The following is a 22715-nucleotide window of genomic DNA, read 5'->3' on the forward strand; positions in this document are numbered from 1 at the left end:
CCCTACGGCCGGAAACGGCGCACCCCGCCAGGGGTGACCACCGCGTGCACGGGGTGGTCGTGCGGTTCCTCGGGGACCTGCGCGACCACCTCGTCGTCGTAGAGGAGGACGACGAGGGCGGGATCGGCCGCCGACCGCTCCAGGCGGGCCAGCACCCGGTCGTAGGAGCCGCCGCCGCGGCCCAGCCGCAGCCCGCGCCCGTCCACGGCCAGACCGGGCAGCAGCACGGCGTCGGCCTCCGTCACGGCGTCGGGGCCGAGCCGCTCGCCGTCCGGCTCCAGCAGGCCCCGGCCGGCCCGTACGAGGTGGCCGGGGCCGCGGTACACCCCCCAGTCGAGATCGTTGTCGGGCAGCAGGACCGGCAGCAGCACGCGCACCCCGCGCGCGTGCAGCGCGTCCAGCAGGGCGCGGGTCCCCGGTTCGCTGCCGATGGAGACGTAGGCGGCCACCGTGCGTGACCGCGCGAGCTCCGGCAGCTCCAGGGCCCGCTGCCCCAGGGCGGCCTCCGCCGCGCGAATGTCATCCTTGGTCAACCCGGACCTCACCGCCAGGAGGGCCCGCCGCAGGGCGCCTTTGCTACCGTCGTCGCGGCCGGGAATTCCGTCGGACTCGATCATTGTTCTTACAAACTCCTGTCTCGGGTCATACTCGGCGGAGTCACATCTTCCGCTCAATCTCACCGGATAGTGTTCGGCTCATGACTCAATCGCGCCCTCGGATCAGCAAGGCTGTCATCCCTGCCGCCGGGCTCGGAACGCGCTTTCTCCCTGCTACCAAGGCCACTCCCAAGGAGATGCTGCCGATCGTCGACAAGCCGGCGATCCAGTACGTGGTGGAGGAAGCGGCCCACGCGGGGCTGTCGGACGTCCTCATGATCACAGGGCGGAACAAGCGCCCGCTGGAGGACCACTTCGACCGCAATTACGAGCTGGAAGAGGCGCTGCGCCGCAAGGGCGACGACTCCCGGCTCGCGAAGGTGCAGGAGTCCAGCGACCTGGCCACGATGCACTACGTCCGCCAGGGCGACCCCCGCGGCCTGGGTCACGCCGTCCTGTGCGCCGCCCCGCACGTCGGCGACGAGCCCTTCGCGGTGCTGCTCGGCGACGACCTGATCGACGCCCGTGACCCGCTGCTCTCCCACATGGTGGACATCCAGCGCCTGCACGGCGGCAGCGTGATCGCCCTCATGGAGGTCGACCCCGCACAGATCGGCCTTTACGGCTGCGCGGCCGTCAAACCCACCGACACCGAGGACGTCGTCGAGGTCACCGGCCTGGTCGAGAAGCCCGACCCCGACGAGGCGCCCAGCAACTACGCCGTGATCGGCCGCTACGTCCTCGACCCGGCCGTCTTCGACGTGCTGCGCGAGACCGAGCCCGGCCGCGGCGGCGAGATCCAGCTCACCGACGCCCTCCAGGCCCTCGCCGCCGAGCCGGCCCTCGGCGGGCCCGTGCACGGCGTGATCTTCAAGGGCCGTCGCTATGACACCGGTGACCGCAGTGACTACCTGCGTGCCATTGTCAGACTGGCATGCGAACGTGAAGACCTGGGTCCCGACTTCCGGGCCTGGCTTCGAAGTTACGTCACCGAGGAGATGTAGCGCTTTGAGCAGTACCGCCGACACGGCCGCCAGGGGGGACCGCCTCTGGTCGGTGGACGAGCACCTCGACGACATCCTCGCGAAGATCCGCCCGCTGGAGCCGATCGAGCTGCAACTGCTGGACGCCCAGGGCTGCGTGCTGGTGGAGGACGTCACCGTCCCCGCCTCCCTGCCCCCCTTCGACAACAGCTCCATGGACGGCTACGCCGTCCGCGTCGCCGACGTGAAGGGCGCCAGCGAGGAGTTCCCGGCCGTGCTCACCGTCGTCGGTGACATCGCGGCCGGCAGTGGCGAGCTGCCCACCGTCGGCCCGGGCGAGGCCGCCCGCATCATGACCGGCGCCCCGCTGCCGCCCGGCGCCGAGGCCGTCGTCCCCGTCGAGTGGACCGACGGTGGCACCGGTCGCGGTCCCGTCACCGCCATGGCCGCCCGCGGCGAGGGCCTCGACGGTGCCTCCGGCGAGGTCCGCGTCCACCGCCCCGCCACCGCCCGCGCCCACGTCCGCCGCCGCGGCAGCGACGTCGCCGCCGGCGAGATCGCCCTCACCGCCGGCACCGTCCTCGGCCCCGCCCGCATCGGCCTGCTGGCGGCCATCGGCCGGGCCACCGTGAAGGTGCGCCCGCGCCCGCGCGTGGTCGTCCTGTCCACCGGCAGCGAGCTCGTGCCGCCGGGCGAGGAGCTGGCCGCAGGGCGGATCCACGACTCCAACAGCTTCATGCTCACCGCCTGCGCCCGCGACGCCGGCGCCATCGCCTACCGCGTCGGCGCCGTCGAGGACGACCCCCACGTCCTGCGCGCCACGCTGGAGGACCAGCTCATCCGCGCCGACGCCGTCGTCACCAGCGGCGGGGTGAGCGTCGGCGCGTACGACGTGGTCAAGGAGACCCTGGCCGGGCTGACCGGCGACGAGGGCAGCGTCTCCTTCCGCCGGCTGGCCATGCAGCCCGGCAAGCCCCAGGGCTTCGGCCGCATCGGCCCCGACCGCACCCCGCTGTTCGCCCTGCCGGGCAACCCCGTCAGCTCGTACGTCTCCTTCGAGCTCTTCGTGCGGCCCGCCATCCGCGCCCTGATGGGGCTGGAGCCCTCCACCGACCGCGCAACGGTCCGGGCGGTGTGCCCCGAGGGCATCGCCTCCTCGCCCGGGGGCCGCCGCCAGTACGTGCGCGGCCACTACGCGGACGGGAAGGTCGGCACGGTCGGAGGACCCTCGTCGCACCTGGTCAAGGCCCTCGCCGACGCCAACGCCCTGATCGTCGTCCCCGAGGACACCACGTCCGTGGAGCCGGGCGCCGAACTGGACGTGGTACTTCTCGACTGACCGGCCGCCGCGCCGGGTACGGTGGCTGCCCACAGGACCACTGGGCCCCGCCCCGGACCGGGAGAACGATGAGCAGCGGCCAGGACCATCTCACCCACCTCGACGCCGCGGGCGCGGCCCGCATGGTCGACGTCTCGGCCAAGGAGATCACCGCCCGCACCGCCCGGGCCAGCGGCCGGGTGATCGTCGCACCGCGCGTCGTGGAGCTCCTGCGGGGCGAGGGCCTGCCCAAGGGCGACGCCCTCGCCACCGCCCGCATCGCCGGGATCATGGGAGCCAAGCGCACCCCCGAGCTGATCCCGCTCTGCCACCCCCTGGCCCTGTCCGGAGTGACGGTCGACCTGACCGTCGCCGACGATGCCGTGGAGATCCTCGCCACCGTGCGCACGACCGACCGCACGGGCGTGGAGATGGAGGCCATGACGGCCGTCGCCGTCGCCGGGCTGACGGTGGTCGACATGGTCAAGGCCGTCGACAAGGGCGCCGTCATCACCGACATCAGGGTCGAGGAGAAGACGGGCGGGAAGTCCGGCGACTGGTCCCGTCCCGAGGGTGGCGCAGGGGCGGGGGCGTGAGCGCCGGCCCCGACGGGCGCCCGGGCGCGGGCGTGCCGTTCCCCGGGGACGCGGACGGGCTCGGCGCGGCCCTCCTCGCCCAAGCGCACTCCGCGCTGGTCGTCACCGCCTCCAACCGGGCCGCCGCAGGCGTCTACCCGGACAAGGGAGGCCCGCTGCTCGCCGAGGGGCTGGCCGCGATGGGCTTCGCCGTCGACGGACCCCTGGTCGTGCCCGACGGCGAGCCCGTCGAGCAGGCCCTGCGCGCGGGCGTGGCCGCCGGGTACGACGTCATCGTCACCACCGGCGGCACGGGCCTCTCGCCCACCGACCGCACCCCCGAGGCCACCCGCCGCGTCCTCGACCACGACGTCCCCGGCATCCCCGAGGCCATCCGCGCCGAGGGCCTGGCGAAGGTCCCCACCGCCGCGCTGTCCCGCGGCCTGGCCGGCGTCGCCGGACGAACGCTGATCGTCAACCTCCCGGGGTCGACCGGCGGGGTGCGCGACGGACTGGCGGTGCTGGGGCGGCTGCTGGTCCACGCGGTGGACCAGCTGCACGGCGGCGACCACCCGCGAAGCCCGGCATGAACGTCTGGCCCGTCGAGCTGGCGGACGGCGACGTCGCACTGCGGCCGATAAGGATGCGCGACCAGCGCGCCTGGCGTGAGGTCAACCGGCGCAACCGCGACTGGCTGCGCCCCTGGGAGGCGACCGTCCCCCCGCCCCCGCCCGGGAGCCCGGCCGCCCAGCGGCCCACCTACCGGCAGATGGTCCGTCACCTGCGGGCCGAGGCGCACGCCGGGCGGATGCTGCCGTTCGTGATCGAGTACCGCGGCCAGCTCGTGGGCCAGCTGACCGTGGCCGGGATCACCTGGGGCTCGATGTGCTCGGCCCACGTCGGCTACTGGGTGGACGAGGCCGTCGCGGGCCGGGGCGTGATGCCGGCGGCCGTCGCCCTGGTGGTGGACCACTGCTTCCACCGGGTGGGCCTGCACCGGATCGAGGTGTGCATCCGGCCCGAGAACCTGCCCAGCCGGCGCGTGGTGGAGAAGCTCGGCTTCCGTGAAGAGGGGCTGCGCCCGCGCTATCTGCACATCGATGGGGCCTGGCGGGACCACCTGGTCTACGCGCTGACCGCCGAAGAGGTCCCGGAGGGGCTGCTGACCCGCTGGCACCTGCGCTCACCGAAAATAAAATAAACGAATAAACGTTCGAATTTGACTGTCAATTGACGGCATTCGTTGGGTTCCGGTCTCAACAATCACAAAAAAAGTTCGAGATATCAGCCGGATCGTGCGACACACCGCGCCAATTGGCGGAATCCGCTGCGCGTACCCCTCTACCGTTGAAGGGTGAGCAGCAGCGGCCTGATCTACGCAGTCATCGTCGGGGCCTGGGCCGCCTACTTGGTGCCGATGTGGCTCCGTAGGCAGGACGAGCTCAATGAAGCCCGTCCGACGGAACGCTTCAGCACGGCCATCCGGTTGCTGTCCGGACGGGCGGGCATGGAGCGGCGTTATGCCAAGGACCTGGAGGGACGCGCTCCGGCCGAGGCGCCGGGCTCCGCGGAATCCGCGGAGCCGGAGCCGGAGCCCCGCGCGCCCGAGCCGGACGTCGCGACCGAAACGGTCGACGCCCGGTCCTTCGGCGCGCCCGCGTCCGCCCAGGGGGCACCCGCGTCCGCCCCGGCGGCCGGGCCGGGGCCCGGGTCCGCGGCGCAGACGGCCGCCGAGCGCGCCCGGCGCTCCAAGGTCCTCGCCCGCCGGCGCCGGACCACGGTGCTGCTCTTCCTCGCCTTCACCGTCGGCGCGATCTTCGCGGGCGTCGGCGGCCTGGCCTTCCTGTGGGTCCCGGCCGTCCCGGCGGTGCTGCTGAGCGCGTACATCTGCTACCTGCGGATCCAGGAGCGGCGGCGGTTCGCCTTCACCATGGACCAGCGCCGCGCCGAGCTGGCGGCCCAGCGGCTGCGCGAGGGCCGGCCCCGCGCGCACGCGGGCGCCCCGGAGGCGGACGCCTCCGCCGACACCGTGATCCACCGCCAGGCGCCCGCGGCGCCCCCGTCCCCGCACAGCGCCGGCCGACGGGCCCTGGTCGAGCAGACCGACCACGCGGAGTGGGTCGACCAGCAGCGCGAGCGGAACGCGGGCGAGGGCTGGGAGCCCGTGCCCGTCCCGCTGCCGACGTACGTCTCGGCGCCGGTCGCCCCGCGGGCCGGTGGCGGCGGGGACCTCGGCGGCCCGGACGCCTGGAGCTCGGCCCGCTCCAGCACCGCGGAGCCGGCCGACGACCGCAAGCCCCTCGCCGAGGAGCGCCGCGCGGGCCGCTACCGCCGCCGCCCCCGCGAGCGCGGCCGCACCCCCCTGTTCGACCAGTACGCCGACGACGACCGTCCCCGCGCGGCCAACGAGTGACCCCGGCGGGCCGCTCCCCACGCTGACCAGCGCGGGCGGAGGGGAGTGGATTTCCTGGCACCCCGATGGGGGTGCTAGAGTTTCACTCGTTGCAAGGGCCTGTGGCGCAGTCCGGTAGCGCACCTCGTTCGCATCGAGGGGGTCAGGGGTTCAAATCCCCTCAGGTCCACAACAGAAGGTTCCCGAACCGGAATGGGAGCCAGCGGGAATCCCGTCCGATCGTCAGATCGGGCGGGATTTTTGCGTTCCGGGGGGAAACCCCCCTTCTTCACGTCACGGGTATGACCTGGGTCACTGTCAGGAGGCCGCCGAGCGGTGCTCGCTGGGAGACAGGCCGCGGACGCGTTTGAAGGCGGAGCTGAAGCCGAAGGCGTCCGCGTAGCCGACGCGGCGGGCGATCGCGGCGACGGTGTGGGCGGGGTCGGCCAGCAGATCGGCGGCCAGGTCCATGCGCCACTGCGTCAGGTAGGCGAGGGGCGGCTCGCCCACCCGGGCCGTGAAGCGGGCGGCCATGGTCGTGCGGGAGACGCCGGCCTCGGCCGCCAGCGCGGCGAGGGTCCACGGGTGCGCCGGCCGTTCGTGCATCGCGCGCAGCACCGGGCCGACCACGTCGTCGCCCAGCGCCCGGTACCAGGCGGGAGGACATGCCTCCGGACGGTCGAACCAGTCCCGCAGGGTGCACACCAGCAGCCAGTCCAGCAGCCGGTCCAGGACGGTCTGCCGCCCCGGCCCGTCCGCGTCGAAGTGGGCTCCGAGGTAGTCGTAGAGCGCGTTGCAGTCGTGGTCGTCGGGCACCAGGGCCACCGGGGGCAGGATGCGCAGCAGCCGCAGGGACGCCTCGCTGCGGACGCGGTAGGCGCCGGCGAGCAGGACGGTGCTGCCGGCCGGGTCGCCGGCCGGGTCGCCGGCCGGGCCGACGGGCGGGGCGGCGTCCGCGCAGCGGAGGTCGAGGAACGCCTCGGGGCGGGCGGCGGAACCGGGGTCGTCGGTGAAGACGAACGGCCGGGGGCCCCGCACGATGGCCGCCACGCCCTGCCGGATGTACCGCGGCGGGCCGGCGTCCTCGCCCTCCTCGACGAGCCAGCCCTCGCCCCGCAGCGGGATGCACAGCGTCAGTGCCGCACGGTCGGTGAAGCGCAGGGCCCACGGCGGTGCGAGCACCGACCGCCCGAACACGGCGCCCTCGGCGCGTATGCCCCGCAACAGGTCGTCGAATGGGTCCATGGCCTCACACTATGCGGCCGTACGATCGGGCATGCGGGCCGGACGCACGGCCATGTCCGCGTGCTGCCGAGGCGGGTTGACTCCTCGTCATGACGACACATGCGAAGGACATTCTGGTGCTGGCCGCGACGGGCAAGACCGGCCGGCGACTGGTGCGGAGACTGCGGGAGGCGGGGGAGAGCGTCCGGGCGGCCTCCCGCTCGGCGGAGGTGCGGTTCGACTGGTCGGACCCGGCGACGTGGGAGCCCGCCGTCGCGGGCGCTGCGGCGGTGTATCTCGTGGCGCCCGACGACCCGGCCCCGGTGGGCGACTTCGTGACGCTGGCGGTGGGCGCGGGAGTGGAGCGCTTCGTGGCGCTGTCCGGGAACGGCATCGAGGCGGTCGGGCCCGGCTTCGGCGAGGGCATGGCCGAGGGGGAGCGGGCCGTGCGCGACAGCGGTGCGCAGTGGACGGTCCTCCGTCCGAACAACTTCCACCAGAACTTCAGCGAGGACCTGTGGCACCGGCCGTTGCGCGAGGGCCGGCTCGCCCTGCCCATCGGCGAGGTGCCCGAGCCGTTCGTGGACGCCGAGGACATCGCCGAGGTCGCGGCGGCCGTGCTCACGGGTCCGGGCCACCACGGCCGGGTCTACGAGCTGTCCGGGCCGCGTGCGGTGACGTTCCGCGCCGCCGTGGAGGCGATCGCGCGGGCGGCCGGCCGGCCGATGCGCTTCGAGGAGCTCACAGCGGAGGAGTACGCGGCGGAGCTGCGCGCCGAGGGGCACCCGGAGGCCGTGGTGACTGCCCTCGGTGCCCTGTTCGCCATGCACCGCGGCGGTCACTCCGCGGAGCCCGCCGACGGGGTGCGGCAGGTGCTCGGGCGGGAGCCGCGCAGCCTCGAAGCCTACGCGGCGGAGGCCGCGGCCGCGGGGGCCTGGGCCTGAGGGCCGGGGCGGCCTTCCGGGGCGCACCGGGCCTGTCCGGGCCCGGAATTGGTCCACTTTCGAACCAACTCCGCCCTAGGTACGGACCAGTGGCCGTTTTGTGAGTCAGATCATGTTTACGAGGCAGGTGAAACGGTTCTTCGGGTGCGTGGGGCCATGACACGATCATGCCGATCGCTACCTCAGGTAATCCCGTGAGGGGCGATCGCAGCTCTTCCTGTTGCCGTGTGATGCAGCCCGTGGGTGTGAACTCCCCCCGGGCGCCCCCACCTCACGCTCCCGAGGACTCAACTTTGCGCAATACCACCAGGTATGCCGTTCTGCCTGCACTGACTGCAGCGTCCCTGCTCTCCGTGACCGGTTGTTCCGGTGCGAGCCCCTCCGCCGCCGGCAAGGGCGGTGACGCCGCGCCCGTGGCGGCCACCGCCCCGGGCGGCGCCTCTCCCCAGCTTGCCGTGGCGGCCGCCCCCGCGGGGGGCGCCGCACCGAGCGCCGTCGCCCACTCCGCCAAGGGCTCCGGCCCCAAGGCGGCCTCGTCCTCGCTGAAGGTCGCCTCGTTCGACCGCAGCAGCGGACGGGCCGTCATATCCGGCCCCGCCGCGGCCTCGAAGAAGCCCAAGGGGGTTGCCCCGCAGCCCTCCAAGGCGCCGTCGTCCGGTACGCCCGCCCCCGCCGCGCAGACGAACGTGGCCGTCGGCGACGTCATCGCCAGCGCGCCCGCGCCCGGCGCCCCCCAGGGCGTCCTGGCCAAGGTCACCCAGGTGCTCGGCAAGACCGAGCAGGGCACCGAGGTCAAGACCGCGCCGGCCACCCTGGACGCGCTGCTCGGCGACTCCGAGGCCAAGGGCAAGGTGCCCGTCGACCCCTCCACCGTCGCGGTGGACCCGCTCGTCCAGGGTGTGAAGGTCTCCTGGGCCAAGCCGGGCGGCGTGCACGTGGGCCCGCAGGGCGCCAAGGTGCCGCTGGGCAGCCTGCGGCTCGACGTGGGGGCCGCCATCCCCACGCCCCAGGGCTCTCCCGTCCAGGCCGAGGCGTCGGCGCGGGGCTTCGTCCAGCTGGCCCCCGAGGTCGACTTCTCCTACAACGGCAAGAGCAGCGGCCGCGGCCCCGGCACCGCCGGCCTGTCGCTGTCCGGCGACTGGTCCTCGGCGTGGGAGCTGAAGGGACAGGCGTCGGCCACCACCGCGGACAAGCCGCTGCGGCTCCCCCTCGCCAAGCTGCACGCCGACCCCGTCATCCAGGTCGGCCCCGTGCCGGTCGTGGTCAACCTCGACCTCACCTGCTACCTCCAGGTCGACGCCGAGGGCAAGCTCAGCGTCGACGTGAAGCAGGAGATGACCGGCGACTTCAAGGTCGGCGGCGCCTACACCTGGGGCAAGGGCTGGTCCTCCGACAGCAGGGCCGCCATGAACGCCAGCCCCGTGCGGGCCACGGCGACCGCCTCCGGCAAGGTCAAGGCCGCGCTGGGCGCGGAGGCGTCCGTCGGTCTGTACGGCGCGGTGGGCGTGAGCGCCAACCTGTCGCCGTACCTGCGGGCGGAGGGCGAGGGCACCGCCACCGCGTCCAGCGACGGCAAGGCGTCCGCCACCGGGAAGTGGGCCGCCTACGGCGGCGTGGACCTGACCGGCGCGCTGCAGGCACAGCTGAAGATCTTCGGTACGCCGCTGTTCGAGCGGCGGATCCCGCTGGACATCTTCCACAAGGAGTGGAAGCTGGCCGGCGGCGAGGGCACGGTCAACGCGCCCAAGAAGCGCTGACACCACGCACTGACGACACGTAGTACCGACGACACGTACGACGCCGGGCGGCCCGGGATCTCCGGGTCCGCCCGGCGTCGTGCGTTCACAGCCGGGACGCCACCGTCCTCGCCACGCGGACGATGTCGCCCGTGGGGCGGGCGCGGAGGGCGGGAGGCCGGCGGGTCCAGCGGTCCTCCAGGGTGAACCAGTCGACCGGCCGGGGCTCGCGGTCCTCGTCCAGGGCCGCGTCCAGTTCGGTGAAGTACGTCTTCCAGCGCAGCCGGTAGAGGCCCCCGACCAGGCCGGACCACTCCCGGTTGGCGTAGTCGTGCAGCTTGCCCGCGTCGGCCGAGGCGCGCGGGCCCCAGACGGTCAGCAGGGAGAGGGCGTCGGCCTGCAGCCGGTCGCGCTCGTCGTCCGAAACCCCCCAGGCCCGGGCATCGGCGATCCAGCCGCCCAGCAGGTGGCGTTCGTCCGTGGCGACGACCTGCTCCAGCAGGTCCGTCCAGTCCAGCCACTGCTGCGCGAGGTCGCCGAAACGGTCGCGGTCGCCGGCCTCGTACGCGGCCTTGATGCGCGGCAGGAGCTGCCGGCTGCGGTTGGCCACGCACTGGCGCGTGACGTCGAGGAGGTCGCTGCGGTAGGCCGTGCTGCCGCGCAGCTCCGGGGCCACCGACAGCAGCGCGGGCAGCGCCTTGTCGAACTCTGCCGCGTCGTAGCGCAGTTGCCGGGGCGACCAGGTGCCGCCGCGGTCGGCGGACAGGTCCGGGCGGGCGCCGAAGAGGCCGTCGGCCTGTTCGCTCCAGCCGTCGGCGCGGGTCGTGCCGTAGGCGGTGCGGCGCAGCACGTCCCAGGCGCGGGCGGCGCCGGCGTCATGGGCGCCGTAGCGGCTGACGTGCCACCGCTCGAACCAGGCCGTCAGGTCCACCGGCCCGTCCGTCCAGGCGAGGTCGGACAGGAGGGCGAGGGCCGCGGGGTTGTTGTCGGCGGCCTCGGGCATGGCGGCGATCCCGCGCAGGGCGCTGCCGGACTTCGTCCGCCACCGGTGGTAGAGCGCCGCCCAGTCGGGGGCGTTGGCGCCCAGCGCGGTGTGGCCGCCGAAGTTCCAGATGGAGCCGAAGGCGTAGGGGGTGCCGCCCCAGTCCGCCTCGCGGTCGGTGATGGCCGCCTTGCGGTCGGAGAGTCCGTCGAGGACGAGCATCCTGGACCGGTCGACGGCGTCGGTGATCTCGCGCCGGGGGTTGCGCTGCCAGCCGAGGATCGCCCAGATCGCACCCGGGTGCGCGGCGCGCAGGGCCTTCTCCACGGCCCGGGCGGCGTCGCCGACCGGTACGTCGCCGGGGCTGCCGCCCTCGTGCAGCAGGTCCATCTTGTACATCGAGGTCGCGCCGTACAGCTCCTGCTGCGTCCGGTAGAACGTGCGCGCCACCGCGGCGAAGTGGGGCGTGCGCGGGTCGAGCCAGTCGGGGCGGGGGAAGCCCATCCAGTCGCCCTGCGGGATGGTGCGGGCACCGCTGTTGCGGTCGGCGAAGCCGGGTGGCACGGTGCCGTAGTAGCCGGGCAGGACGGGCGTCATGCCCAGCTCGCGCAGGCGCGCCACGATCCTGCGCGCCAGGTCGGTGCGGCGGTCGAGGAGCTCGCGGGAGACGGGGCCGCCGAAGGAGGACATGTTCTGCATCAGCCACCACGGCTGGTGGGCCGGGCCGGGAACCCACCGGCGGACCTCGGCGTCGCTGTAACCGTGGGCGGTGAAGGTGCGGTGGTAGACGGCGTCGGCGCCCGCGTAGACCAGCACTTCGTTGAAGCCGTGCAGGGCCAGCACGTCGATCTCGTGCTCCCAGTAGTCCCAGTCGTGGTAGGGGCCGGTGTAGCCGTCGTTGGTGTCGTTGAGGACGAAGCGGTGGGCGACGTTGGCCCTGCCGGTGAGCGGGGCGCCGGCGGCGGGGAGGCGGCCGGGCAGCGCGGTCTGCTCGCCGCTCCAGGAGAAGTGCGCGTGGGCGACCTGCCGGAGGTAGCGGTGGAAGCCGGTGAGCTGCACGGCCGGGGTGGTGCCCTCGACCGTGATCCGGCCGGCCGCACCGGACACCCGGAAGACGTCGTGGCCGCCGCGGCGCGGGACGGTGCGGAAGGCGACCTGGGCGTGGTGACGGGGCAACAGCCGGGCCAGCGCCTCCGCGGCGGCGCCGCCCTCCCGGGGCGCGGCCCCCGCCGACGCCGCGGGGGGCACGCCCACGGCACCGAGCGCGGCGGATCCGGCGACGGCGCCGAGGAGCGTACGACGGGCGATGTGCATGAGTGACCTCCGGGGCCGTGGCACTGCGGCGACGGGCTGGACTGGACCACTTGAGCGCCGAGATCCTATGAGCCCGCGTCGGGAATCGGTCAAGGGCACGGGCGGCGAACCAGCCACGCCGGTTACATTTGGCACGAATGGCCCCACGGGCCCGTTCCGACCTGCTAAGCCCGCCCGTCAGCCCAGCTCGGTCAGCCCCGCTCCGTCCGACCCGGCCCAGCCCCCGCTCGCGCGGTTCCGTACAACCAGTTCCGCCCCGTCCCCGTCACACCGGCATGAGGAATCCCGTGCGACCACTCCTTGCGATGTCCGGCGCCACGGCCCTCGCCGCCGGGCTGCTGGGCGGACTGCTCTGCGGGTGCGCCGATCCCGGCGGGCTCAAGGTGGCGGGCCCGGCACCCACGGCCTCGGCCACCACCGGCCCGGTGTACGTCACCGAGGGCCCGGGCAGGCCCGCCCTGCGCGGCCCGGCGTCCCTGGAGATCGGGGGCTCCGTGCGGCTGACCGGTCTGCGCTGGCGGTCCTGGGGCGGGGCGACCGCCGAGGCGACGGGCGGCGTGACCGGTGACTGGTGCCGGCCGGGCTGCCGGGACACGCCGTACCGGGCCCGCGTCGTGCTCAGCGGCGTGGTCCGGCAGGAACGTTCCGCCTACTACGGCCGGGCCGCCGTCGTCGCCGACGGACTCCCGCCCGAGCAGTCCGACGAGCTGCGCAGCCTGCGGCTCTTCGTCCCCACGCCGTAGCCGGCAGCCGCCGCCGAGGAGCCGAGGAGTCTGCATCCGATGGGTCTGCGCACGAAGATCGGGGTGGCGATCACCGCCACGGCCGCACTGGTCGCCGTTCTCATCGGCCTCGTCGTGCACCACCGCACCGCCGTCAACCAGCTGGAGACCGCGCGCGACAGCCTCGACCAGCGGCTGCTGACGGCGGCCGAGGACCACGCCGCCGGCGTCGACCGCCCCCGCGTGCTCCTCAACCCCTACCGGATGCCCGAGCCGCTGCGCCGGGCCGCCCAGAAGGGACAGCGCGCCACCTACCTGGACCGCTCCGGCCCCGAGCCGGTCCTGTGGGGTGCGACGCGCGTCCGCGACGACATCGTCGTCCTCAAGCACTCCTACCGGCGGCAGGCCCGCAACCTCGACGGGCTCGACGAGGCCCTGTGGCTGGCCGGCGGGGCGGGCACGGCCCTGGCCGGCATCGTCGGGGTGGGCCTCGCGACGGTCGTCGGCCGCCGGCTGAACGCCTCCGCGCGGACCGCCGAACGCATCGCGGACGGCGACGCCGGGGCCCGGCTGCGGCCGCGGGGCGGCAAGGACGAGATCGCCCGGCTGATCCACGCCGTCAACACCATGGCCGACGCGCTGGCCGCGCGGCTCCAGGCCGAACGCGAGGTCACCGCCAACATCGCCCACGAACTGCGCACACCCGTCGCCGGCCTGGTGGCCGCCGCCGAGCTGCTGCCGCCGGGCCGGCCCGCGGAGATGGTCCGCGAACGGGCGCAGCGGGTGCGGTCGCTGGTGGAGGACGTCCTGGAGGTGGCCCGGCTCGACGGTGACGCGGAGCGCGCCGACACGGACGTACGGGCGCTGGGCGAGCTGACCCGGCGGGCGGTGCGGGGGGCGGCGGGGCCGGGGCAGGAGGCGGCGGAGGTACGGATCGTGCACGACTGCCTCGTCGAGACGGACGCCCGCCGGGTGGAGCGGATACTGACCAACCTCGTCACCAACGCCTTCCGGCACGGGAACGCCCCGGTGGTCGCGGAGGTCGACGGCGGGCTCGTACGGGTGCGGGACGGCGGGCCCGGCTTCCCGGCACACCTGCTGGCGAGCGGGCCGCAGCGGTTCCGCACGGGCTCGGGCGCGGGGCTCGGCCTGGGGCTGACGATCGCGGTGGGCCAGGCGAAGGTGCTGGGGGCGGGGCTGGCCTTCGCCAACCCGGCGGGCGGCGGGGCCGAGGCGACGCTGGACCTGACGGACGCGGTGCGGGCGGCGGGGGAGACGGGCCCGGAGGGCGGCGACTGAGGTGCGGGGGAGGGGAACAGGCCCAAGAGTGGAAGCTGTGAACGACAACGTCCTGTTCCTCAATGCCGACAGCCCGCGCAAGGGTCACCGGGCGCTGGACGCCCTGCGCCAGGCGCACGCCGACGGCGACATCACGCTGCGCGAGGGCGCGGTGATCGCACGGGACGCGGAGGGTGCCCTGGACTTCCCCGACGCGGCCGACAACACCGGTACGGCCCCCGCGTTCGCCATGGGCGGGCTGCTCGGCGGGCTGCTGGGCATCCTCGGCGGGCCGCTCGGCGTCATCATCGGCTTCGGGGCGGGCGGCCTGATCGGCGGCGTCCACGACGCCCGTGGGGCCACCGCCTCGAACGCGGCGCTGGAGATGCTGGCGGCGGAGGTGCCGCCGGGCAGCACGGTCCTGATGGCCGAGGTCCGCGAGGAGGACCCCGGGACGACCGACCGGGTGCTCGCGCCGTTCGGCGAGGTCCGGCGGTACCCGGCGGAGCGGGTGCGGGCGGAGGTGGAGGCCGCGATCGCGGCGGGCCACGGCGGCGGCGGTCAGCCGGCCCCCTAGGGCGTGTCCGCAAAGTAGCGCCGTACGCCCGAAGGGCGTGGCCCGCGGCGTCTGGTGCTGGGGGCACCTCCCAGCGGTAGCTGGGGGAGATCGCAAGGCGGAGGGTCGCCCTCGTACTGGGCGTACTTGGGTGATCCCGACAACGCGGCGAGCGTGCGTGCCTGGGGGCACCTCCCAGCGGTAGCTGGGGGAGCGTCGCGGGCCAGGCGGGACTTTGCGGACACGCCCTAGACCGGGCTCTGGCCGGTCAGCGGTTTGCTGAAGCAGCGGCTGCTGTCGTAGGAGCGGTAGAGGCCGAACTTCGGCACGGCCGGGACGTACCCGCTGGAGGTGTAGAGGGCTATGGCCTCCGGCTGCCGGTTGCCCGTCTCCAGCACCATGCGCAGCCGCCCCGCCCGCCGCGCGCTGTCCTCCAGGGCGGCCAGGATGCGGCGGGCCAGGCCCCGGCCGCGGGCCTCGGGCACCACGTACATGCGCTTGAGCTCGGCGTCGCCGTCCGCGTAGCCCTCGGCGTTGCGCTCCATGGCGCGCCAGCCGCCGGTGGCGAGGGGGGTGCCGCCGTCGTAGGCGATGAGATACAGGCCACGTGGCGGGGCGAACTGCGCGGGGTCCAAGGGGGTGAGATCGCCCTCGCCGTACCGCTCGGCGTACTCCAATTGCACCTGGTCATTGAGCTTCAGGGCGTCGGGGTGGTCGTAGGCGACGGTCATGATCTCCATGCCGGCGATGGTACGGGCGGACGGCGGCCGGTCGGCAGGGGTTTCCGGGAGTCGGTATCGTGCCCGGATGCTCACCGTTACCACCGCAAATGTGAACGGACTGCGCGCCGCCGCGAAGAAGGGCTTCGTCGAGTGGCTGGCGCAGACCGAGGCCGACGTGGTCTGCCTCCAGGAAGTGCGCGCCGAGGCCCACCAGCTCCCGGACGAGGTGCGCGACCCCGACGGCTGGCACGTCGTGCACGCCCCCGCAGCGGCCAAGGGCCGCGCGGGCGTCTCCCTCTACTCCCGGCGCGAGCCGGACGCGGTGCGCATCGGCTTCGGCTCGGCGGAGTTCGACGGCAGCGGCCGCTACGCCGAGATCGACCTGCCGGGCGTGACGGTGGCCAGCCTCTACCTGCCCTCGGGCGAGGTGGGCACGGAGCGCCAGGACGAGAAGGAACGCTTCATGGCGGAGTTCCTGCCGTACCTGGTGGCCCTGAAGGCCCGTGCGGCGGCGGACGGCCGCGAGGTCGTGGTCTGCGGCGACTGGAACATCGCCCACACCGAGGCCGACCTCAAGAACTGGAAGGCCAACCGCAAGAGCGCCGGCTTCCTCCCCGAGGAGCGGGAGTGGCTGACGAAGGTCTTCACGGAGTACGTGGACGTCGTCCGCGCCCTCCACCCGGGCGTCGAGGGCCCCTACTCGTGGTGGTCCTACCGCGGCCGCGCCTTCGACAACGACTCGGGCTGGCGCATCGACTACCAGGTCGCCACCCCCGGCCTCGCGGACCGCGCCCTGAAGGCCCGCGTCGAGCGCGCCGCCAGCCATGCCGAGCGGTGGAGCGACCACGCGCCGGTGACCGTCGCGTACGACCTGAAGAGCTAACCGGCCCACAGGGGAAGGTGCGCACGGCTTCGGAGACCAGCCGAGGCGGGGCAGGTCGCGCGTGCGGCCAGGACCGGTCAGATTCCGGCAGCACACCGGAGAAGCACAGTGAGGCCCCAGGACCCGCCGATGCAGGCCCTGGGGGCGGTCTCTATCGATGAACGGGCGGCACGGTCATCAGCCGGGCGTAGCTCTCGTAGGCCCCCAGCTCGCCGACCAGTTGCTCCTCCGCCTCGATCCAAGCGTGGGCCGCGAACGGCGGCGCGGCGCGGGTGCCGACGCACCAGGTGGGCCACACCCCGAACGTCCGGCAGAGCAGGGCGGCCGCCAACGACCGCGGCAGGCAGGCGCGCAGGCCGTTGAGCGCGAGACTCCCCGCGAGCACGGACTCGCGCGCGACGGTGGCCTGTTCGACGGTGGCCGGCCGGGCTCCCCGGCGGACCACACCCAGCACCCGCAGCAGCCGGTGCGGCGGGAGGAAGCTGAGCGGCCGGGCGACGACGATGGCGGCCCGGGTCCGCAGCCGCAGGCCCAGTGGCCGCTTCCGCCGGTCGCGGCTCAGGACGAGGGTCATGCTCATCCTTGCACCACCCCCGCGGCACGCATCGCCTCCACCAGACCGTGCACGTCGGCGGAGGCACGGGCCTCGTCCACGTCGAACCTCGTGGTGACGGCACGGACGGCGTCCTCGGGCGTGCCCCCGTCCAGAAGCGTCCGGGCGACCACCGCCGCGGTGGGGTTGAGTTGCCAGTACTTACCGCTCCGCTGGTCGAGCATCGCCGCACCGAAATCGGTCTCGGCCAACGTGAGGTGCTTGCTGAGCCGCAGAGTCATGAGATCGTCCTTCGGGAGTGTCCGTTGTGGGCCGTCCGCAGCCAGACTTCACAGGCGAGGACGGCCCCGATGGCGCCGTCTTTCATTTCGGGCGAGCCCGGCCGGGTGCACGAGCGGCGCAGTGCCTCCTGGTCGACCAGGCCGAGCGCGGCGAGCGCGCTGTCCTCCCAGAGTGCGGCGAGCTCGTCCCGGTGGCGGTAGAGCCCCCCCACCTCGTCCGGCGTTCCGTCGCCCTTGGTGGTGCGCGACAGACAGGTGTCCGGGACGACGCCCCGCATGGCCGCTGCCAGTAGCGGCTTGTACTCCCAGGGCGTAACCCTGTCCTCGATCCGGACGGACAGGGCCGCGTCGACCACCTGGTCGTCGAAGTAGGGAGTCGCTACCGGCACACCGGCGTGCCGGGAGATCTCGGCCATCGCGCGCATGTCCTGCGTCCCACCGTAGATGACAGCCAGTTCGTTGTGACGCCCGGTGGTGGCGGCGTACGGCACGGCGTCCCGGGCCACCTCGGTGAACTCCCTCTGGATCACATCACGGCTGTCCCGAGTGAGCCACACGGGGACGTGCGGCTGGGGTGCCCAGCCCAGCGCAGGGGTGGTCAGACTGAGGCTGCCCGAACGGTGCGCGCTCAGCCCGGCGAGGGCGGACCGGAAGGAGCGACGGTCGGCGAGCTGTGGAATCACCTCGCGCCAGGGCCAGGAGCGGATGATCCGAAAGGCCCGGATCCGCTGGAGGCTGAGCAGGGGCCGATGCGGCAGCAGACCGTGGTAGTGCACGGGTGACCCCAGGAAGAGGTGGTCGCCGCCGTAACCGGTGAGATGCAGCCGTGATCCCCGCTCGGCCATCCGGGCATTCAGAACCGTCGCCCGGTCACGTGAAATGGCGAAGATCGAGGGGGCGTCCGTCCGGCTCCGCTCGTCCACCACCCCGCTGTAGAAGAGTGGCAGCTCGCCCTTCGGCAGGACGAAATGCTCCGTGCCCGGCATCTGCTCGGCGGCGAGACGGGCGTAGTACCCATCCTGGTTCTCCGACTCCTCGCCGGTGGCGCTGCAGGCGATCAGCTTCGCAGCTCCGTCTCTGGCGGCGAGTGCGCAGATCGAGGTCGAGTCCATTCCTCCGGACAGATCGGCACTGATCAGTCCGCCGAGGTGGGTTCTGGCACCCACTGCATCCGCCATGGCGGACCGGACCGCTGCGGCACCTGCTGTCAGCGCCAGGTGCGGCTCGGGCGGCCGGTGCCAACGCAGGTGGCGAGCCCGCCCATCGTGCTGGAGCGTCAACTGCCAGCCGGGCTGGACTGCGGACACCCCCTGCCACATGACCCGTCGGTCGAGCGGTGCGATCACCGGCTGCACGAGACGCATCGCGACGGCCGTCAGATCGAGCGGGGCGTCAATCAACTCGGCCAACAGCGCGGCCCGGTCGGCCACCACCTCGGTGCCTTCGGTTCGGGTGTGGAAGACCCGCCTGGTTCCGTAGGCGGTGCCCTGAACCCGCATGGCGCCACCCAGCGTGGCGAGGAGATGGAACTCGCCCGGCACGGACGAACTCAGGCCGTCCAGTTCACTCAGATCACGCAACCGCTCGACACGGGAGCCCAGTCCGTTTCCCAGCTTCGGCAGGGTGCCGATCAGGACGACGGCCTTGTTGCCGGCTCGTGCGACGGCGATTCCGTCGTCATCCCACAGCCCCACAATCCAGGGGCGGCCGGAATCGTATTCAATAATTCGCAGGCCGGCTGTTTCCCGGCACAGGTGCCGGGCCACGGCACACCCGGCCTCGCTGTCGGAGAATGCGAAGAAGAAAGGCGTACCGTGGCTCGGCATCAGCTGTTTCCTAACGATCGATCAGGCGGTTGATCAGAATCTTGATCAGGCGCCTGATCAGACCATCGAGCCGCCGAGCAGGTCGGCGCTGCCGCGGAAGAGCCAGCCGGTGGCCGTGCGGAAGTCACCTGCGGCCAGGAAAAGCGGCGCCTCGTAAGTCTCCTTGAAAGTCATATCAAGATCTCCTCTCGTCGGAATATCCCGGGGGTGTCTCCCCCGCCATCCACAGTGCCACGGCCCGGTCGTCGATAACCAGGCGCGGTGCCTTCTTGTCATCTTCCGGCCAGCGCTGTTTGAGTCTTGCGAAATCGGAATTCCGGACGAGAAGAAATGAAAGGGCGCGCTCCGTTCTTCCGACCGGAACGCGCCGTTTCGCGCCGAGGCGGCAGGGCTTCGGCCCCGCCGGCTGGATGACTCCGAAGGACCACGGCGTGGCGAGCCCGGGGGAGCCTGGGGGGAAGCGGTAGTGCCCCGTCCGGGGGCTACCGCTTCCCCGCGTCCGGCGTCAGTGCCGTGCGGAGGCGGCGGTCCATGGCCAGCGAGAGCTCGGCGTCGACGACCGTGCGGGCGACGGGGCGGAGGCGTTCCAGGGCCGCGGGGACGTCGTCCGTGCGGGGGAGGACGTGGGCGCCGATCAGGGACGTGAACGTCTCGGCCAGGGCGTCCGCGTGGGCGCGCACCTCGTGGGCGGCCGTGAGGACCGCGGAGAGCGGGACGCCCTGGCGGACGAGCGCGGTCGAGGCGTCGAGGAGCCGGCGGCTGATGTGGACGATCTCGTCGCCGTCCGCCGCGAGGTAGCCGAGCTCCAGGGCGGCGGTGAGGTTCTCCGGGGTGACCTGGCCCGCGAAGCGGTCGGCGAGCTCCTCGGGGCTGAGGCGGACCGCCGCCTCCTCCGACCAGGGGGTGGTGATCGCCGCCCCCGCCAGGCCCAGGAGTTCACCCACGTCGCGTCCGCACTCGAAGGCCGTCAGCAGGTCGGCGATGCCGCCGAGGGTGTGGCCGCGTTCCAGCAGGGCGGCGACGGTCCGCAGCCGGGCGAGGTGGTGCTCGCCGTACCAGGCGATGCGGCCCTCGCGGCGCGGCGGCGGGATGAGCTTGCGCTCGCGGTAGAAGCGCAGCGTGCGGACGGTGATGCCGGCCTTCTCCGCCAGCTCCGCCATGCGGTACTCACGCTCGCCTCCGCTGCCGCCGGAAGCCCTCTCGTCGTTCTTCGCCACGCCGGAAGCCTACGTGCGAACGGCCCTCGGCCCGCCGCCTCGTGCCTCTACCGCCCCGGCCGCCACCTGCCCTACGCTCCCACTGTGCCAGTGATTACTGGCGCAGTCGGGCAAGCAGGCTCTCGGGAGGCGGCATGGTCGAGCACGTACGGCGGCACGTACGGGTGGCGGTGATCGGTTCGGGGTTCGGCGGGCTGGGCGCGGCGGTACGACTGCGCCGCGAGGGCATCACCGACTTCGTCGTCCTGGAGCGCGCCGGCGCCGTCGGCGGCACCTGGCGGGACAACACCTACCCCGGCTGCGCCTGCGACGTCCCCTCCCACCTGTACTCCTTCTCCTTCGCCCCGCACCCCGCCTGGCCGCGCAACTTCTCCGGCCAGCCGCACATCCGCGCCTACCTGGAACGGGTCGCCGACACCTTCGGCCTGCGGCCGCACCTGCGGCTGAACGCCGAGGTCCACAGCGCCCGCTGGGACGCCGACGGACTGCGGTGGGAGATCGGGACGGCGGACGGCCCCTACAGCGCCGACGTCCTCGTCTCCGCCACCGGTCCGCTGTCCGACCCCCGGCTGCCGGCCGTGCCGGGCCTGGACTCCTTCCCCGGCGCCGTCTTCCACTCCGCCCGCTGGGACCACGACGTCGAACTGCGCGGCAGACGCGTCGCGGTGATCGGCACCGGCGCCTCCGCCATCCAGATCGTCCCCAGCATCCAGCCGGACGTCGGGCACCTCACCCTCTTCCAGCGCACCCCGCCCTGGGTCCTGCCGCGCGCCGACCGCCGGATCACCGACGCCGAACGCTGGCTGCACGAGCGGGTCCCGGCCACCCGGGCGCTGCGCCGCGGACTGCTGTGGAGCGCACGGGAGTTGCAGGTGGGGCTCTTCACCAAGCACCCCGAACGGCTCGGGTTCATAGAGCGGCTGGCCGTCTCCCACCTGCGCAAGGCCGTCAAGGACCCGGCGCTGCGCGCCAAGCTCCTGCCGGACTACCGCATCGGCTGCAAGCGCATCCTGCTGTCCAACGACTACTACCCCGCCCTCACCCGCCCCAACGTCGACGTCGTCGCCTCCGGCCTCGCCGAGGTGCGCGGCTCCACGCTCGTCGCCGCCGACGGCACCGAGGCCGAGGCCGACGCGATCGTCTTCGGCACCGGGTTCCGCGTCACCGACATGCCGATCGCCCAGCGGGTCACCGGCGCGGGCGGCACCACCCTCGCCGAGGAGTGGAAGGACGGCATGGCGGCCCTGCGCGGCTCCAGCGCCGCCGGCTTCCCCAACTTCCTCACCATCATCGGCCCCAACACCGGCCTCGGGAACAGCTCGATGATCCTCATGATCGAGGCCCAGCTGAACTACATGGCCGACTACCTGCGCCAGCTCGACGCCCTCGGCGGCCGGGCCGCCCTCGACGCCCGGCCCTCCGCCGTCCGCGCCTGGAACCACATGCTCCAGCAGCGCATGACCCGCACCGTGTGGAACACCGGCTGCGACAGCTGGTACCTGGACGCGAGCGGCCGCAACACCACGGTCTGGCCCGGCACCACCGCCGAGTTCCGCAGGGTCACCCGCCGCATCGACTTCAGCGAGTACCACGTCCTGCGCGCCCCCGGCCACACCCGCCCCGCGCCCGCCCGGGCGGAGGTCGCGCGATGAGGGCCGGTACGCACCTCGACGGCCGGGTCGCCGTCGTCACCGGAGCCGCCCGCGGGGTGGGCGAGTCGCTGGCCCGCAAGCTCGCCGGGCGCGGCGCGCGCGTGGCCCTCGTCGGGCTGGAGCCCGACGGGCTGCGCCGGGTCGCCGAGTCGCTGCCGGCCGGCGCGGCCGCCCACTGGCACGCCGACGTCACCGACCAGGCGGCGATGACCCGGGTGGCGGCCGAGGTGAAGGATCGTTTCGGCAGAGTGGACGTCGTCGTCGCCAACGCCGGGGTCGCCACGGGGGGCCCGCTGGCCGGCTCGGACCCCGACGCCTGGCGCCGCGTCGTCGAGGTGAACCTCGTCGGCAGCGCGGTCACGGGCCGCGCCTTCCTGCCGCACCTCACCGAGAGCCGCGGCTACCTCCTGCAGATCGCCTCCCTCGCCGCGATCGTCCCCGCACCCCTGATGACCGCCTACTGCGCGTCCAAGGCGGGAGTGGAGGCGTACGCGCACGGCCTGCGCGCCGAGGTCGGCCACACCGGCGTCCGCGTGGGCGTCGCCTACCTGAGCTGGACCGACACCGACATGGTGCGCGGCGCCGACGAGCACGAGGCGATGCGCGCCCTGCGCGCCCGGCTGCCCTGGCCCGCGAACCGCACCTACCCCCTCGGCCCGGCCGTCGACCGGCTGGTGGACGGCATCGAGCGCCGCTCGGCGCACGTCTACGCACAGCCGTGGCTGCGCGCCGTGCAGCCGCTGCGGGGCGCGCTGCCGGGGCTGCTCGCCCTGGGCGGGGCGCGCGAGATGCGGCGCGCCGGGCCGCGCCTGTCCGGCATGCGGATCGGGCTGGTGGGCGCGGGCGGCGCGGCGGACGCCGAGGAGACCTCCGGACGCCCGGGCACACAGCGTCACTGATCGAAATGCGCCGTATGTCCGAGCGTGTGAGGCTGGTCTCGCCCACTTCCCCGACCTCCCCT

The 22715-nt window shown here is 73.6% G+C and carries 23 protein-coding genes and 1 tRNA gene; 15 read left to right on the top strand and 9 right to left on the bottom strand.

Features of this window, described 5'->3' with window-relative positions; genetic code table 11:
• Positions 1 to 2 precede the first annotated feature (2 nt).
• The gene (locus tag LE181_RS17145; protein ID WP_225662159.1) at positions 3 to 617 is read right to left on the bottom strand and encodes a 5-formyltetrahydrofolate cyclo-ligase; all 615 of its coding nucleotides are present in this window, start codon (positions 615 to 617) and stop codon (positions 3 to 5) included.
• Positions 618 to 697: 80 nt separating this feature from the next.
• Here LE181_RS17145 and galU point away from each other — a divergent pair, with 80 nt between their 5' ends.
• The 7 genes from galU to LE181_RS17180 all read left to right on the top strand — a co-directional run bounded on the left by galU (position 698) and on the right by LE181_RS17180 (position 6054).
• Positions 698 to 1600: a UTP--glucose-1-phosphate uridylyltransferase GalU gene (gene galU / locus LE181_RS17150; protein ID WP_190111902.1), complete on the top strand. Its 903-nt coding sequence runs from the start codon at positions 698 to 700 to the stop codon at positions 1598 to 1600.
• A gap of 4 nt (positions 1601 to 1604) precedes the next feature.
• Complete coding sequence (gene glp, locus LE181_RS17155) at positions 1605 to 2918, top strand: molybdotransferase-like divisome protein Glp (RefSeq protein ID WP_225662160.1); 1314 nt, start codon at positions 1605 to 1607, stop codon at positions 2916 to 2918.
• 68 nt (positions 2919 to 2986) lie between these two features.
• Positions 2987 to 3493 (top strand): cyclic pyranopterin monophosphate synthase MoaC, encoded by a 507-nt coding sequence (gene moaC / locus LE181_RS17160; protein ID WP_225662161.1) that lies wholly within the window; start codon positions 2987 to 2989, stop codon positions 3491 to 3493.
• A gap of 32 nt (positions 3494 to 3525) precedes the next feature.
• Positions 3526 to 4062, top strand: a complete 537-nt coding sequence (locus LE181_RS17165) for a MogA/MoaB family molybdenum cofactor biosynthesis protein (protein ID WP_225662205.1) — start codon at positions 3526 to 3528, stop codon at positions 4060 to 4062.
• On the top strand, positions 4059 to 4673 hold the full coding sequence (locus LE181_RS17170) for a GNAT family N-acetyltransferase (RefSeq protein WP_225662162.1): 615 nt from the start codon (positions 4059 to 4061) through the stop codon (positions 4671 to 4673). Before LE181_RS17165 ends, LE181_RS17170 begins: the two co-directional genes overlap by 4 nt.
• A gap of 153 nt (positions 4674 to 4826) precedes the next feature.
• Positions 4827 to 5885 (top strand): divisome protein SepX/GlpR, encoded by a 1059-nt coding sequence (sepX, locus tag LE181_RS17175; protein WP_225662163.1) that lies wholly within the window; start codon positions 4827 to 4829, stop codon positions 5883 to 5885.
• A 95-nt stretch (positions 5886 to 5980) separates the two neighbouring features.
• Positions 5981 to 6054 (top strand) — tRNA-Ala (locus tag LE181_RS17180).
• Positions 6055 to 6182: 128 nt separating this feature from the next.
• Here the strand turns inward: LE181_RS17180 and LE181_RS17185 are convergent.
• Positions 6183 to 7109: an AraC family transcriptional regulator gene (locus tag LE181_RS17185; RefSeq protein WP_225662164.1), complete on the bottom strand. Its 927-nt coding sequence runs from the start codon at positions 7107 to 7109 to the stop codon at positions 6183 to 6185.
• 89 nt (positions 7110 to 7198) lie between these two features.
• Here LE181_RS17185 and LE181_RS17190 point away from each other — a divergent pair, with 89 nt between their 5' ends.
• Complete coding sequence (locus LE181_RS17190; RefSeq protein ID WP_225662165.1) at positions 7199 to 8032, top strand: NmrA family NAD(P)-binding protein; 834 nt, start codon at positions 7199 to 7201, stop codon at positions 8030 to 8032.
• Between the two features lie 293 nt (positions 8033 to 8325).
• Entirely contained in the window at positions 8326 to 9789 is a 1464-nt protein-coding gene (locus LE181_RS17195; RefSeq protein WP_372458393.1) for a hypothetical protein, read from the top strand.
• 85 nt (positions 9790 to 9874) lie between these two features.
• Here the strand turns inward: LE181_RS17195 and LE181_RS17200 are convergent, their stop codons facing one another.
• Entirely contained in the window at positions 9875 to 12064 is a 2190-nt protein-coding gene (locus LE181_RS17200; RefSeq protein WP_225662167.1) for an alpha-N-acetylglucosaminidase, read from the bottom strand.
• 287 nt (positions 12065 to 12351) lie between these two features.
• Between LE181_RS17200 and LE181_RS17205 the strand changes: the two genes are divergently transcribed.
• From LE181_RS17205 to LE181_RS17215, 3 genes are read left to right on the top strand one after another with little or no spacing between them, the layout of a single operon-like run.
• Positions 12352 to 12807, top strand: coding sequence for a hypothetical protein (locus tag LE181_RS17205; protein WP_225662168.1), 456 nt, complete (start codon positions 12352 to 12354; stop codon positions 12805 to 12807).
• A 39-nt stretch (positions 12808 to 12846) separates the two neighbouring features.
• Positions 12847 to 14085, top strand: coding sequence for a sensor histidine kinase (locus LE181_RS17210; protein ID WP_225662169.1), 1239 nt, complete (start codon positions 12847 to 12849; stop codon positions 14083 to 14085).
• 37 nt (positions 14086 to 14122) lie between these two features.
• A complete protein-coding gene (locus LE181_RS17215) occupies positions 14123 to 14641 on the top strand; it encodes a DUF1269 domain-containing protein (protein WP_225662170.1) in 519 nt (172 codons plus the stop codon).
• Between the two features lie 227 nt (positions 14642 to 14868).
• Here the strand turns inward: LE181_RS17215 and LE181_RS17220 are convergent, their stop codons facing one another.
• Positions 14869 to 15360, bottom strand: coding sequence for a GNAT family N-acetyltransferase (locus tag LE181_RS17220; RefSeq protein ID WP_225662171.1), 492 nt, complete (start codon positions 15358 to 15360; stop codon positions 14869 to 14871).
• Between the two features lie 67 nt (positions 15361 to 15427).
• Here LE181_RS17220 and LE181_RS17225 point away from each other — a divergent pair, with 67 nt between their 5' ends.
• Positions 15428 to 16225, top strand: a complete 798-nt coding sequence (locus LE181_RS17225) for an exodeoxyribonuclease III (protein WP_225662172.1) — start codon at positions 15428 to 15430, stop codon at positions 16223 to 16225.
• Positions 16226 to 16376: 151 nt separating this feature from the next.
• Here LE181_RS17225 and LE181_RS17230 read toward each other — a convergent pair whose 3' ends face one another.
• The 5 genes from LE181_RS17230 to LE181_RS17245 form a co-directional block, all read right to left on the bottom strand.
• Positions 16377 to 16799 carry a lasso peptide biosynthesis B2 protein gene (locus LE181_RS17230; RefSeq protein WP_225662173.1) on the bottom strand — a complete coding sequence of 141 codons (423 nt, stop codon included), beginning with the start codon at positions 16797 to 16799 and terminating at the stop codon, positions 16377 to 16379.
• Positions 16800 to 16801: 2 nt separating this feature from the next.
• The gene (locus LE181_RS17235; protein WP_225662174.1) at positions 16802 to 17059 is read right to left on the bottom strand and encodes a lasso peptide biosynthesis PqqD family chaperone; all 258 of its coding nucleotides are present in this window, start codon (positions 17057 to 17059) and stop codon (positions 16802 to 16804) included.
• Positions 17056 to 18885: an asparagine synthase-related protein gene (locus LE181_RS17240; RefSeq protein ID WP_225662175.1), complete on the bottom strand. Its 1830-nt coding sequence runs from the start codon at positions 18883 to 18885 to the stop codon at positions 17056 to 17058. The genes LE181_RS17235 and LE181_RS17240 overlap by 4 nt, the downstream gene beginning before the upstream one ends.
• A gap of 57 nt (positions 18886 to 18942) precedes the next feature.
• A complete protein-coding gene (locus tag LE181_RS32230) occupies positions 18943 to 19059 on the bottom strand; it encodes a keywimysin-related RiPP (protein WP_263869060.1) in 117 nt (38 codons plus the stop codon).
• Positions 19060 to 19367: 308 nt separating this feature from the next.
• The gene (locus LE181_RS17245) at positions 19368 to 20045 is read right to left on the bottom strand and encodes a MerR family transcriptional regulator (protein ID WP_225662206.1); all 678 of its coding nucleotides are present in this window, start codon (positions 20043 to 20045) and stop codon (positions 19368 to 19370) included.
• A gap of 191 nt (positions 20046 to 20236) precedes the next feature.
• Here LE181_RS17245 and LE181_RS17250 point away from each other — a divergent pair, with 191 nt between their 5' ends.
• Both LE181_RS17250 and LE181_RS17255 read left to right on the top strand, forming a co-directional pair.
• Positions 20237 to 21754: a flavin-containing monooxygenase gene (locus LE181_RS17250; protein ID WP_225662176.1), complete on the top strand. Its 1518-nt coding sequence runs from the start codon at positions 20237 to 20239 to the stop codon at positions 21752 to 21754.
• Positions 21751 to 22653, top strand: a complete 903-nt coding sequence (locus LE181_RS17255) for an SDR family oxidoreductase (protein WP_225662177.1) — start codon at positions 21751 to 21753, stop codon at positions 22651 to 22653. Before LE181_RS17250 ends, LE181_RS17255 begins: the two co-directional genes overlap by 4 nt.
• Positions 22654 to 22715 lie beyond the last annotated feature (62 nt).

This window comes from Streptomyces sichuanensis (assembly GCF_020328095.1).
GTDB lineage: Bacteria > Actinomycetota > Actinomycetes > Streptomycetales > Streptomycetaceae > Streptomyces > Streptomyces cinnamoneus.